This is a genomic window from Bradyrhizobium murdochi (genome assembly GCF_000472965.1).
Lineage (GTDB): Bacteria > Pseudomonadota > Alphaproteobacteria > Rhizobiales > Xanthobacteraceae > Bradyrhizobium > Bradyrhizobium murdochi.
In genome coordinates this window covers 15498-28025 of record NZ_AXAU01000033.1, presented here as the reverse complement: position 1 = coordinate 28025, position 12528 = coordinate 15498, and the positions used below count along the sequence as shown (strand labels likewise).

9 protein-coding genes, 2 pseudogenes and 2 riboswitches are annotated in these 12528 nt (G+C 63.5%); of the genes and pseudogenes, 7 read left to right on the top strand and 4 right to left on the bottom strand.

Annotated features, from left to right (window positions below):
• Positions 1-32: 32 nt before the first annotated feature.
• Positions 33-246, bottom strand: a riboswitch (cobalamin riboswitch).
• Positions 247-378: 132 nt separating this feature from the next.
• Positions 379-598, top strand: a riboswitch (cobalamin riboswitch).
• Positions 599-713: 115 nt separating this feature from the next.
• From YUO_RS45570 to YUO_RS0134720, 5 genes and pseudogenes are all read left to right on the top strand, one after another.
• Positions 714-1376: pseudogene (locus YUO_RS45570) on the top strand (ATP cone domain-containing protein); the annotation flags it as partial.
• Positions 1376-2050 (top strand): annotated as a pseudogene (locus YUO_RS42730) (ribonucleotide-diphosphate reductase subunit beta); the annotation flags it as partial. The pseudogenes YUO_RS45570 and YUO_RS42730, both read left to right, overlap by 1 nt.
• 247 nt (positions 2051-2297) lie before the next feature.
• Complete coding sequence (locus YUO_RS0134730; protein WP_028351323.1) at positions 2298-3521, top strand: glycosyltransferase family 87 protein; 1224 nt, start codon at positions 2298-2300, stop codon at positions 3519-3521.
• A gap of 182 nt (positions 3522-3703) precedes the next feature.
• Positions 3704-4378 (top strand): TetR/AcrR family transcriptional regulator, encoded by a 675-nt coding sequence (locus YUO_RS0134725; protein ID WP_028351322.1) that lies wholly within the window; start codon positions 3704-3706, stop codon positions 4376-4378.
• 105 nt (positions 4379-4483) lie between these two features.
• The gene (locus YUO_RS0134720) at positions 4484-4909 is read left to right on the top strand and encodes an OsmC family protein (RefSeq protein WP_028351321.1); all 426 of its coding nucleotides are present in this window, start codon (positions 4484-4486) and stop codon (positions 4907-4909) included.
• A 135-nt stretch (positions 4910-5044) separates the two neighbouring features.
• On the opposite strand, the gene pyk is transcribed toward YUO_RS0134720, so the two are convergent.
• Positions 5045-6481 (bottom strand): pyruvate kinase, encoded by a 1437-nt coding sequence (gene pyk / locus YUO_RS0134715; RefSeq protein ID WP_028351320.1) that lies wholly within the window; start codon positions 6479-6481, stop codon positions 5045-5047.
• A complete protein-coding gene (locus YUO_RS0134710) occupies positions 6478-7062 on the bottom strand; it encodes a DUF1036 domain-containing protein (RefSeq protein WP_028351319.1) in 585 nt (194 codons plus the stop codon). Before YUO_RS0134710 ends, pyk begins: the two co-directional genes overlap by 4 nt.
• A gap of 200 nt (positions 7063-7262) precedes the next feature.
• On the opposite strand from YUO_RS0134710, the gene YUO_RS0134705 reads away from it, so the two are divergent.
• Positions 7263-7565: a DUF1244 domain-containing protein gene (locus YUO_RS0134705; protein ID WP_028351318.1), complete on the top strand. Its 303-nt coding sequence runs from the start codon at positions 7263-7265 to the stop codon at positions 7563-7565.
• A 313-nt stretch (positions 7566-7878) separates the two neighbouring features.
• Positions 7879-8154, top strand: coding sequence for a DUF2312 domain-containing protein (locus YUO_RS0134700; protein WP_028351317.1), 276 nt, complete (start codon positions 7879-7881; stop codon positions 8152-8154).
• 160 nt (positions 8155-8314) lie between these two features.
• Here the strand turns inward: YUO_RS0134700 and mepK are convergent, their stop codons facing one another.
• On the bottom strand, positions 8315-9958 hold the full coding sequence (gene mepK / locus YUO_RS0134695; protein WP_028351316.1) for a peptidoglycan L,D-endopeptidase MepK: 1644 nt from the start codon (positions 9956-9958) through the stop codon (positions 8315-8317).
• Positions 9959-10212: 254 nt separating this feature from the next.
• On the bottom strand, positions 10213-12360 hold the full coding sequence (locus YUO_RS0134690) for a L,D-transpeptidase family protein (RefSeq protein ID WP_035728277.1): 2148 nt from the start codon (positions 12358-12360) through the stop codon (positions 10213-10215).
• Positions 12361-12528 lie beyond the last annotated feature (168 nt).

Here is a 12528-nt window from a genome sequence, read left to right as displayed (position 1 = left end):
CGCAACCGCACCACCGGGACACCCCGCCCGAGGACGTGTATGTTGTCGAGGCAGGTCTCCTGGCTCGCGGGTCAATGCTGCTGTCCGGCCTTCCCGAAACCTCGTGAGGTCTCAGTGACTTTGTTGGACAGCGGCTCGCCGCTTACAGTTGCGGGGGCAGCTCCGGCTTTGGCTTTTCGGCCGCACCGGCTTCCCTCTTAGCTTCGGAAGAACGTCTGCCGAAGAACCACGACGGGTCCACTTATCGGCAACGCGGCAGGCGCGTCAACTCGACGACATTCGCCGGCGCGTTATCACTGTTGTTCACAGCCGAAGGGTTCCGTCGCCGAAATTCTTGCGCATGGCCCGCTCGCCCATTGACAGCCGCACCCGAATAACACGAGATATAGCCGTCACGGTCCGCCATGGCCCAACACATGGTGGCTAAGAGGGAAGCCGGTGTATCGCGCGAAAGCCGCGAAAATCCGGCGCTGCCCCCGCAACTGTAAGCAGTGAGTTGTTTCCGAATCTGACGTCACTGATGCGGCATCGCATCGGGAAGACACGGGGACAACAGCGACCTGCGAGCCAGGAGACCTGCCGCGACACCGAAAAAACGTCCACGGGCGGGGTGTCCCGGCGGCGCTTGCAGGTTCATGCCCGCGTTTTCGCGTAGGCTAAAGCTGTAGCGTCTTCTCAGACATCCGGCCCCAACACCATCACGGGGTCTCTTGATGTCACTCTCTCTCGATCGCGAAGCCAACGTCGCTCCATTCATCCGACTGCGCCCCGAATCGCTTGCCGCTTCGGAAGCGCAGCCGCCGATGCAGGTGATTCGCCGCAACGGCACGGTTTCGAAATTCGACGCGAGCAAGATTTCGGTCGCGATGACCAAAGCGTTTCTCGCGGTCGAGGGGCATGGCGCGGCGGCATCTCGCCGCGTGCATGAAATTGTCGAGCAACTGACCTCGGACGTCGTCGGCGCGCTGTCGCGCCGGATGAGCGAGGGCCGTACCTTTCATATCGAGGACGTGCAGGACCAGGTCGAGCTTGCCTTGATGCGCAGCGAGCTCGGCAACGACTGGACCCGCGTGCGTGGGCTCGGCGCGCACATCAAGGGCACCAATGGCGAAAGCCAGGGTGTGGTGCCGTTTCTAAAGGTGGCCAATGACACCGCGATCGCCGTCAACCAGGGCGGCAAGCGCAAAGGCGCGGTCTGCGCCTATCTCGAAACCTGGCACATCGACATCGAGGAATTTTTGGACCTGCGCAAGAACACCGGTGACGACCGCCGCCGCACTCATGACATGAACACCGCAAGCTGGGTGCCGGACCTCTTCATGCAGCGCGTCGAGGCCGACGGCGAATGGACGCTGTTCTCGCCGGACGAGACGCCCACACCTTTCAATACATCGTCGAAAGCCTGGGGCTGGACGAGGGCGAGCTGTTCAACATGTATCGCGAGGTGCCATCGATTACCGACAAAGCAGCCTGGGCGCTCAAGCACACGCAGCATCTCGACGATCCGGATTTCAGGACCGGCACGCCGCAAGCCGACCAGGCGTTCCTGCGCGATCTCGTCGCCTTCTACGTCATATTCGAAGGCATGTGATTCTATACGGGCTTCGCGCAGATCCTCTCGCTCGGCCGCCGCAACAAGATGGTCGGCATCGCCGAGCAGTACCAGTACATCCTGCGCGATGAGTCCATTCACCTGAATTTCGGCATCGATGTCATCAACCAGATCAAGATCGAAAACCCGCATCTATGGACCAACGCGTTCCAGGACGAAGTCCGCGCCATGGTGCGCGAGGCGGCCGAGCTGGAAGCGGCCTACGGGCGAGACACCATGCCGCGCGGATTTCTCGGGCTGAATGCGGCGCTGTGCGAGAGCTACATGCACTTCATCGCCAATCGCCGCTGCGCGCAGCTCGGGCTGCAACGGGTGTTCGACGAGACCGAGAATCCGTTTCCCTGGATGTCGGAAGCGATGGACCTGAAGAAGGAGAAGAATTTCTTCGAGACGCGCGTGATCGAGTACCAGAACGGCGGCGCATTGAGCTGGGAGTAGGGGACGCGGATGCTCTCTCCGCTCGTCGTCCCCGCGCACGCGGGGACCCATACCGCGTGATTCTCAATGAGGCACTTGGGTGGACGTCCTTGAAAACAGCACCGGTGGTTATGGGTCCCTGCGTTCGCAGGGACGACGTAAAATCCCGCTGCTAGCGCCCGAAAACTTAAGATTTCCTCAATTCAGTCCGGCCTAATGCTTGAGGGTGTGCGCGTGCGGACAGGGCGCGCCCAGGCAAGGACCGCGCATGACCGCCTCTCTTTCCACCCCCAAACCAAACTGCGACCAAGCTCCAATTCCCGAATGGCTCGTCAGGGTCTGCCTGTTACTGGCGGTTGCAAATGTGAGCCTTTGCGGAGCGGCGTATTTCTCGCACTGGTGGGTGTACGATACCAACGGCCTCGGTATTCCGACTGATTTCATCAACGTCTGGGCCGCCGGCCGTCTGGTGCTCGATGGCGTTCCGGCGCAGGCCTATGACTGGGACATCCAGAAGCAGATCGAGGTCGCCAAGCTGGGTAAGGATTTTGTCGGCTATTTTGCCTGGCACTATCCGCCGCCGTTTCTGTTCGTCGCATCGTTGCTGGCGCGGCTTCCTTATCAGTTAGCCTTTATCGGCTGGGTCGTGGTCAGCTTCCTGCCCTTCCTCGTCGCAATACGTGCGATCGTCGGCCACCCCTTCGGCTATCTGCTCGCGCTTGCCATTCCGATGGCGTTCATCAATGCGCTGGTCGGACAGAACGGCTTCCTCACCGCGGCGCTGATCGGCGGCACGCTCTATCTGATCCCGGTACGGCCGGTGCTCGCAGGCATCTGCCTCGGGCTATTGACCTACAAGCCGCAATATGGGCTGCTGTTTCCAATCGCGTTGATCGCGGCCGGCCAATGGCGGGTCTTCATCAGCGCCGCCGTCACGGCGATCGTGCTGGCCTTTGCCTCATGGCTTGCCTTCGGTATCGAGAGCTGGCTGGCGTTCTTCCACTGGATGCCGAGATTCTCGCAAGCTTTCCTGACCGAGGGCAAAGCCACATGGTGGAAGCTGCAGAGCATCTTCTCGCTGGTGCGTTACTTCGGCGGCAGCGAGCCGCTCGGCTGGGCATTCCAGTGGGTTCTCACCGCCTCCGTTGCCGTGGTGCTGGCGCTGATATGGCGAAGCCGCGTGCCCTACACCTTGAAGGCGGCAGCGCTTGCCGCCGGTACGCTGCTGACCACGCCCTATCTCTTCATGTACGACATGATGGTGCTGGCGATCCCGATCGCCTTCCTGGTCCGCGTTGGATTGCAGAGCGGCTTTCGCCCCTACGAGCTTCCGGCGCTGGGCGCCATCGTCGCTCTCATCGTGTGCTATATGTTCACCGGCATTCCGACGGGACTCGGCGCCACGCTGATCGTCGGCGGTCTGCTCCTGCGCCGCGCCGGTCCCTGGTGGCGGCGCGAGACGGCGCCGGCATTGGCTGCGGCAGGCGCGTGAACGGCCCGAGGTAACGTCGGCAAACACTCTTCCGATCCGCGTTGCAAAACCGTCTTGTCATCCGCCGTGAATAGTTGTTCACTTCTTCAAAGCGATAGCCTTATCGCTCAAGACATTGAAGGTGTGCGCGTTCTGGCAGGCTCCGCGGGGCTCGAGGGCGCGCCGGGGACGGAAAACGCGCCATGGTCTATCGGCGAACCCATCAGGTCGTAAAGCGGCTGGCGGCGCGGCGTAGCGCCATCCTGGCGGCGGCGCGGGATGCTGCGGCCGAAGGCGGCATGGCGGCGGTGCAGATCGCCCCGGTTGCGGTCCGCGCCAATGTCGCGGCCGGCACGGTCTATCGTTACTTCCCCTCCAAGGCCGAACTGATTTCCGAACTGATCGCCGAGGTCTCGCGGGATGAACTGGCCGCGATCCGCCGCGCGGCGGATGCGGCGCCGGGACCGTCCTCGGCGCTCGCCGCCGCCGTCACCACGGTTGCCGTGCATGTGCTGTCGCAGCGCAAGCTCGCCTGGGGCATTCTGGCCGAACCTGTCGATGTCGACGTCTCGGTGTCGCGGCTTGCCAGCCGCCGCGAAATCTCTGGCGAGATCGCTGCCAGAATTGAAGCTGCGGTGCGTGCCGGCCATCTGCCGGCGCAGGATACCGCGCTTGCTGCCACCGCGCTGCTCGGTGCGCTGCATGAATCGCTGGTTGGCCCGCTGGCGCCCGAGAATCTGGATGACCCCGCGAAGCTGCGCGACGCCGTGCAGACGGTCACGCTCTTGGCGCTCCGCGCCGTTGGCGTGATGGACGCCCGCGCCCGTGGCCTCGTGGTGCAGGCAGTGTTGCCGGCCAAGGCGCTGGTCGGGGCCTAGGAACTTCCCGCCCTTGCGACGCGCCCTTTGTCGCAACCATTTGTGTCGCAACCATTTGCCACGCCGCGGCTTATCGACGGTCCAACCTGTGATCAGGAGCATGCGATGAGCACAACATCAGGGTCCGCCAAATGGCAGGGCGGCATTAAGGACGGCAAGGGCGCGATCTCGACCAAGAGCGGCGCGCTGAAAGATTATCCTTACGGCTTTTCGAGCCGCTTCGAGGGCAAAGCCGGCTCCAATCCAGAAGAGCTGATCGGCGCGGCGCACGCCGCGTGCTTCACCATGGCGCTGTCGCTGATTCTAGGTGAAGCCAAGCTCACCGCCGAGCACATGGAAACCAAGGCCGACGTGACGCTGGAAAAACAGGGCGATGGTTTCGCCGTCACCTCGATTCATCTGACCCTGAATGCGAAGATTCCGGGCGCTGAGGACACGAAATTTCAGGAGCTGGCGGGTAAGGCCAAGGACGGCTGCCCGATCTCGAAACTTCTGAACACGAAGATCACGCTGGACGCGAAGCTGCAGTAGTTCTCCGTCATTCCGGGGCGGCGCGAAGCGGCGAACTATGGTGCGCAATTGCGCACCTGAGAATGTCTCGCGCCACAGGCTCTGGATTTTCGGGTTCGCGCGTGCGCGCGCCCCGGAAGGACTGCAACGGCCGCGTCACTTATCGGGCTTGCCTTCCCCACCGACAGTGGCGATGCGCACCATGTTGGTGGTGCCGGGGATGCGAAGCGGCACGCCGGCGACGATGATCACGCGCTGGCCTGCGTTGGCGAAGCCGTCACGAAACGCGATCGAGCCGGCGCGGTCGACCATGTCGTCCTGGTCGTGCGCATCTTCCGCCACCACGCAATGCACGCCCCAGACGACCGACAATTTGCGGCCGGTTTCAAGGTTCGGCGTGATCGCCACCACCGGCAGCTTTGGCCGCTCGCGGGCCACGCGGATCGCCGTGGAGCCCGATGAGGTCCAGCAGATGATCGCGGATAATTCCAGCGTCTCGGCGATCTGCCGCGCGGCGTCCGCGATGGCGTCGCCGACCGTATTCTCCGGTTCGGCCCGCTGTGCCGACAGCACCGAGCGATAGGTCGGATCGCGCTCCACCTCTTCGCCGATGCGATTCATGGTCGAAACCGCTTCGACCGGGAATTTGCCGGCAGCGGACTCCGCTGACAGCATGATGGCGTCGGCACCTTCATAAACCGCGGTCGCGACGTCGGAGACTTCGGCGCGCGTCGGCACCGGCGCCTGGATCATCGATTCCAGCATCTGGGTTGCGATCACCACCGGCTTGCCGGCGCGACGCGCCATCCGCGTCATCTGTTTCTGCAGGCTCGGCACCCGCTCCAGCGGCAGCTCGACGCCGAGATCGCCGCGCGCCACCATCAGCGCGTCGGAAGCATCGATGATCTCGGCGAGCCGGTCGATCGCCTGCGGCTTTTCGATCTTGGCCATGACAGCGGCGCGGCCGCGGATCATCCGCTTGGCTTCATGGACGTCCTCAGCGCGCTGCACGAAGGAGAGCGCGATCCAGTCGACACCGGTCACCAGGGCTGCTTCGAGATCGGCCCGATCCTTCGGCGTCATTGCCGACACCGGCAGGTCCGTATCGGGCAGGCTGACGCCCTTGCGGTCCGACATCTTGCCGCCGATCACCACGCGCGTCACCGCGCGTTCGGACGAAGTTTCCTCGGCGATCAGCCGCACCTTGCCGTCGTCGAGCAGCAGCGCGTGGCCCGGCCGAAGTGCTGCGAGGATTTCCGGATGCGGCAACTGCACGCGGTTGTTGTCTCCCGGCGCTTTGTCGGAATCGAGCACAAAGCTCTGGCCGTTCTTCAACTGGGTCGAACCTTCGGTGAACGCGCCGAGCCGCAGCTTCGGTCCCTGCAGGTCGACCAGGATGCCGATCGGACGGCCGTAGCTGCTCTCGACATTGCGGATGGTATTGACCAGCTCGCGCATCTTGTCGTGCGGCGTGTGGCTCATGTTGATGCGGAACACGTCCGCACCGGCCTCGAACAGCTTCCGGATCATCGCGCTGTCGGACGATGCCGGGCCGAGGGTTGCGAGAATCTTGATGCGACGGAGCCGTCTCATTGCTTGGGCGCCGGGGCTGGCGGCAGACCCGGTCCGCCCGGCGGATTGGGCAGGCCGGGAACTCCGCCGGGGCCCCCCGGTCCCATTGTTCCTGGAATTCCCGGCACGCGCTGCGCTGGCTGCTCGTTGGCTTCTGTCAATTGCACGGTCCACGCTCGCTGTTCGCCTGTATCGACCTCGAAGAACCCGGTGCGGTCATAGCCACGCGCCAGGCAGTTCTCGGTACCCTTGATGGTGAATTCCTTATCACGCGAACACATGAAGGCCTGCCCCGACCATTCGCCGCCGCGGTCGTAGTCGAGCGCGTAGATGTAATAGTAGCGCGCAACAAGAGTTCCGCGCAGCAGTGTCTCGCAACTGCGTGACGACACGTTCCACCAGCCTTCAGTAGTCCAGCCCTCGGCATCCTTGTAGCCCAGCGCGATGCCGACCCGGCTGGACGTGTTGTTGCAAAGCCGGAAATCGGCCGCCGCTGGACTGCTCCACAGACACGCCGCCGCCAGTGCAAGCAGCGGCGCAAGGCCGGCGGCGGTCACGCGAGCGGGGAGGGGAGACAAGCAGCGCGAATCTTTTCCGATCATGCAGCGAAGCTATATCAAATCATTGACGATTTCGCGTGACCCGGCGGGGCCTGTCAACGGCAGGGGAACGCCTTTCCCGCGCTATGGGAAACCGGGGCTCCTTGTGAGATTGCCAATTTTGCGCGCAGATATGGCAAAATCTGTGACAATTCCCACCTGATATCAATATGCTTGGCACAAGTGACGCGGGATGCAAGACGATGACGATCGACGACAAAACCAGAACAGAACTGGAAGCCGCCGTTTTCCGGCGTCTGGTCGGCCACCTGCGTGCCCGCACCGACGTCCAGAACATCGATCTGATGAATCTGGCCGGTTTCTGCCGTAACTGCCTGTCCAACTGGATGAAGGAAGAGGCCGACGCCAAGGGGGTTGCCGTCAGCAAGGACGAGAGCCGCGAGGCGGTCTACGGCATGCCCTATGAGGAGTGGAAGGCGAAATATCAGGGCACCGCCACGCCCGAGCAGCTAGCCGCGATGAAGAAGGTTCATCCCGGGCATTGAGCGTACACGCGTTGCATCGTAGCCCGGATGAGCGCAGCGATATCCGGGAATCATGGCTGCCGCAGTCCCGGATGTCGCTGCGCTCATCCGGGCTACGATTCTTTGCAAGGAAGACGTGGATGGCCGAGTCAGCCCGGCCATGACGCGGCAGTCGCGTGCCCTCATCTCCTGTGGGCGCGCTGTGGATGAGCGCGATGCTGCCTTGACGCGAGGCCCCCCGATCTTGAGGGTCATTTGCGAAAAAGCGCCGTGCGGTAACGCGTGCGGCGCTTGATCTTCGAGCATCACCATCAGTTCCACTCAGGAGTACCCGATGGCCACCTCCGCCGCCGCAGCCGTCCAGGACGAGCCCGCGACAAGATTCGCCAAAGACCAGCTCAAGGCCATCATCGAGCGCATCGAGCGTCTGGAAGAAGAAAAGAAGACGATCTCCGACGACATCCGTGACGTCTATGCCGAAGCCAAGGGCAACGGTTTCGACACCAAGGCGCTGCGCACCATCGTGCGGATGCGCAAGCAGGATGCCAACGAGCGCGCCGAGCAGGAAACCATTTTGGAAACCTACATGCAGGCGCTCGGAATGCTGTGAGGTTTCCGTCGTCCTGGCCAAGCGAACGAAGTGAGCCGGGACCCATAATCACAAATGGTAATGTTGCGCAAAGCTGGGGCCGCAGCCGGCTCTAAGGCAACGTTTGCGGTTATGGGTCCTCGCGTTCGCGAGGACGACGGAATTTGCGGATAGGGAGCGCTTAGCGCAGCGCGGCGGTGCGCAGCACGAACGACTGCGTCGGCAGTTGCACGGTTGCCGATCCGGTGAAGCGATCGCAGGTCATGCCCATCATCGGATCTTCCGAGAAAGTCATGGAGACCGCGGCCTGCGGCTTGACGAAGTGGGCGCGCATCTGGGTCATCTCGGTGTCGCCGAGCACGGTCGTCGACATTGCGCTGCTGGCACTCGGCGCCAGCATCACCACCCGCATCCAGATATTGTTGCCCTGGGCAGCGGCAAGGCGAGTCGAGGTGGCGACCACGTTGTCCTGACCCTGGGTGCCTTTGGCGACAACGGTGTTGATTTCGGTCGCAGCGGCGCCGGCGTTGCGTGTCGGGCGGGCAGGGCGTGGGATAGCTGCGGAGGCGGCGACGATGTTGGAGCGATCGAGCGGCGAAGAAGCGGCCGGCGCATAGGCCATTGCCTTGTTGAACGCGTCGCTGACGGTGGCGGTCGGTTGCGGATCGGTGGCGGCGGCGAGCGCCTGGCGGGCGCGGAGGGCCGCAACCTGCGCCGGGGTTGCCTGGTTCGCCGCGGTCGGTACGTCGTCCCAGAAGCCGCGGGAATTGATGATATCGGCCGGCGTTTGCGGCCTCGGCTCGGCCTTGTCGGCGGACGCCTGCGCAACCTGTTTCGTCTCAGGCTTGTTCGTCTCAGGCTTGGGCTCGGCTCGAGCTTTGGGCGCCGACACGATCTGGGCGTCGGCCGAGGCGAGCTGGATCGTCGCACCAACCGGCTTTGCGCGCGGGGTCGGGACCGGTTCGGCGGATTTCACAGCAGCCACACTGGTCGGTGCAGGCTTCTCGTTCTTGACGGGGGCGCTGACGGCCTCGTCATCCTCTTCAGTCGACTTGCCGCCCCTGAACAGGGCTGCGAACAGGTTCGGCATCTTGATGGTTGCGGCACTGTCGCCATTGCCGCGGCGTTCGATGTCGGCGCGGGCCAGTTCATAGCCCTTCATCGGACCGCCATTGGACGGCAGGTGCACTGTGCGTCCGTCCGGGAATACCCTGGCAAGCTGATCGTGGGTCATGCGCGGCCAGTGACGAACGCTGCCGGTATCGAGGTGGACGAAAGGCGATCCGGAGGTCGGGTAGAAGCCGACGCCGCCGCGCTGCAAGCGGAGACCGGCGGCGCGGATCTGCTCCAGCGGCACGTCCGGGATGTAAAAGTCCATGGCGTGGCCAAGCATGTGCTGGCTGAAACGCGCCACGCCGGAGGAGCGGCGGCGGAGCATGGAGTTGGTGGCGGGGGAGCGATAGGCGGAGATGACCTGGATCGGCTTCTTGCCGTCGACGTCTCGGTAAACTTCCCAGATGATATCGAACAGGTGCCGATCCATCGTGGTAGAGTCCTGGCTGCGCCAGTCACGAAGGAAATGATTGAGCTTCTTCAGCGCCTCTTCGTCGTAGCGCCCGTCGCGCTTGAAGGTGACGGTGAGATCTTCGCCGGAATGTGTATGGTGGAAGGAGAGGGTGCGGGTTTCGTTCAGCGCCGTCGCATCATGCACAGTGCCCGCGCCGGCCAGCAGCAAAAGCGACGTCAAGCCGATCCGACATCCGGCCTTTGGCAGAGCAAGCGGATTGAATTGGCGCGCGAAACCAGCCAGCACGTATGAGCCCACCCAGTCGACGAGCGTTCACGGTGTTTCTTTTGCAGACCCCCGGCAAAAGACGATGAACGCTTTCTTAAAGCAGGAGGGTTAACCGAGGTTTACCGTCCTGCCCCCAAGCAAGCCTTAACCTAACGCGTTGACTGTGGCGAAAAAGTGCCGGTGTCGAATCCGGATGGATAGTGGTTAACGTAAACAATCTCTCCGGCGAGGAGAGATTGTTGATTTTCTTCGGAAATTCAGCCCTCAGGCGGCAGTGCTCCGGACTACCGGGTGAACCGCGGTTGCGGTCGCCGGCCGATCGGTGCCGGCGGCGTCATGGGCGACGGACCGCCGAACAGGCGCTCGAAGAATGACGGGCCGGACGAGAAAGTGTTGTCGCTGGCGAAGTTGACGCCGGCCGGCAGGCTCGAGCCGGCCGGGCGCGAATAGCTCGGCTGCGCATGGGCAACCATGGCCTCCAAATCCCTGCTGCGGCCGTTCTTGAGCAGGGCGATCATCGTGGCGTCGCGGCCATAGATGTCCTTGCGGATCTGCAGCTTGCCGGCATCGTCCACGAAAGCGGTCTGGTAGGTGATGTTGACCGGAATCGGCGTCGGGAATTTCAGGTCGATTTCGCTGCGGCCGTACATGCTGCGAATTCTTTCCGGCGTATAGCGCTCGTTCGGCATGGTGATGTTGAGCAGGGTGGCGGCGTATTGATCCGGATTCTGCACCCGCATGCAGCCATGGCTGAAAGCGCGCTCTTCCTTCGCGAACAGATGCTTGTCCGGGGTGTCGTGCTGATAGACCAGGAACTTGTTCGGGAAGTTGAAGCGGATGCGGCCGAGCGCATTGGCTTCGCCGGGCGGCTGCGAAATGTGGATGCTGCCGTCGCGGCGGCGCTCGAGCCTCAGACCCATGCGATCCAGCACCGTCGGATCCTGCTGCAGGGCTGGCAGATATTCGTTGTAGATGATCGACGGCGGCACGTTCCAGGTCGGGTTGACGGTGATGAACTTCATCGTCTCCGTCAGCATCGGCGTGGCATGCTTGCCCGGCTTTCCGGTCACCACGCGGGTGGTCCACACCGGGGCCCCGTTCTGCATCACCTTCAGCGTGAAGTCGGGCACATTGAGAATGACATAGGCGTTGCCGAGCGAGGCAGCGCCGAGTTGGCGCGGCAGCCAGCGCAAGCGCTCCAGATTGACGAGGACCGTATCGATCTGCCGGTCGCGCTTCGGGCTGTTGATCGCCTTCACCGTGCGGTCGTCAAGCACGCCGGTGGGCTTGAGATCGACGCTCTCCTGGAATTTGCGTACGGCGGCGGCAACTTTCGCGTCGTAATGCGTGCCGTCGGGATTTTCGGTGACGCCGAGCTTGGCGCGCAGTTGCGGCACGCGCGGGTCCTCCGGCGCGACCTCACCCTGCTTCTTGGTGGCCGCCTTGTACGCCAGCGCCGGACCCTCGGCGATGTGGATCATCGGTCCGTCGCCGTGGCCGCGCAGTTCGGCGAGCTTGGCCTTCAGATCCTTGTAGAGCTTGTGCGGCGGGTTGTAACCGTCGAGCGCCGCGGAAGCATCCTTGGCGGTCGAGATGTTGGCGAGCACTTCGGCCGGATCGGTCGGGTGCTCGGGGTACTGGATGTCGGCAGCGACCTGCGACCAGTGCATCCGGCCGCTCTGGGCCTGCCGCGCATAGTCGAGCATGCTCGCGATCAGTTTCAGTTCGGCTTCGGCGAGCTGGTCCGGCGAAGTAGCGGCGGCAAAATCTGGTACCGGATAGTCGGCCGGATTGAGGCCTTCGGCGGCGGCGTCCTTCAGGCGGGCGATCACGCCCTTGCCGCTGTCGGTCAATTTGCCGGCTTGCGTCCATTGCGGCGCATAGTCCCGCGTCGAGTAGAACTTCTCGACGGCAGCGCGCTCGTTCTTGCGGTCGAAATAGCGCAGCGATTTGGCGCCGAGCATGTCGCGCAACCGATCGGCGACCGGTTGGTCGGCCGGCGCGACGGTGCTGACCTTCACCGGCTCCTTGGCGGGTTCGGGGGCGGGCGCGGTGGCTGTCGCAGCCGGAGGCGTGGTTGTGGCGGCGTCGTTCGGCTTGGCCGCCGGCGCGGTGACGTTCTCCGTCGGCTTGATATCCGTCTTGGGTTCAGCCGCCTTCGGGGCTGTCCCCAGTTCGGCCGGCTTCTCTATGGCCTTGGCCGCATCGGGCACTGCGCCGGTCGAGTCCATCTTGAAATCGCCGATGGTGGGAGGCGGAACGTTGGCGGGCTCGGGACGGGGAATGGCTGCGTCGATCGCGAGTTCGGCGGCACTGGCGCGCGGCGTATCCGACGGCGCCGCCAGTGCTGAGGTCGCTGATACCGTGAGGAAGGTTGCCGCGACGGCCATCAGCACGCGGTCAAATCCTGCACGATTCGAACAGTCACGCATCGTCACACCCCCTTGGGCGAAACTGCCCCGGCTTGGAACAGTCGTTGGAATGGTTCATAGCTTGCGCGGGAAAGCGCCGGCTTCGGTCGGTTTCTCTGTCGTACGCCTGCACGCCACGATTCAAACGCAGACGATACATGTGCCCCTTTCATGCAGCCAGCGCCATGC

Bases quoted from the DNA above. Each gene is read 5' to 3' on its own strand.
- YUO_RS0134730 (WP_028351323.1), top strand. From the start codon at position 2,298: ATGACCGCCTCTCTTTCCACCCCCAAACCAAACTGCGACCAAGCTCCA.
- YUO_RS0134725 (WP_028351322.1), top strand. From the start codon at position 3,704: ATGGTCTATCGGCGAACCCATCAGGTCGTAAAGCGGCTGGCGGCGCGG.
- YUO_RS0134720 (WP_028351321.1), top strand. From the start codon at position 4,484: ATGAGCACAACATCAGGGTCCGCCAAATGGCAGGGCGGCATTAAGGAC.
- pyk (WP_028351320.1), bottom strand. From the start codon at position 6,481: ATGAGACGGCTCCGTCGCATCAAGATTCTCGCAACCCTCGGCCCGGCA.
- YUO_RS0134710 (WP_028351319.1), bottom strand. From the start codon at position 7,062: ATGATCGGAAAAGATTCGCGCTGCTTGTCTCCCCTCCCCGCTCGCGTG.
- YUO_RS0134705 (WP_028351318.1), top strand. From the start codon at position 7,263: ATGACGATCGACGACAAAACCAGAACAGAACTGGAAGCCGCCGTTTTC.
- YUO_RS0134700 (WP_028351317.1), top strand. From the start codon at position 7,879: ATGGCCACCTCCGCCGCCGCAGCCGTCCAGGACGAGCCCGCGACAAGA.
- YUO_RS0134690 (WP_035728277.1), bottom strand. From the start codon at position 12,360: ATGCGTGACTGTTCGAATCGTGCAGGATTTGACCGCGTGCTGATGGCC.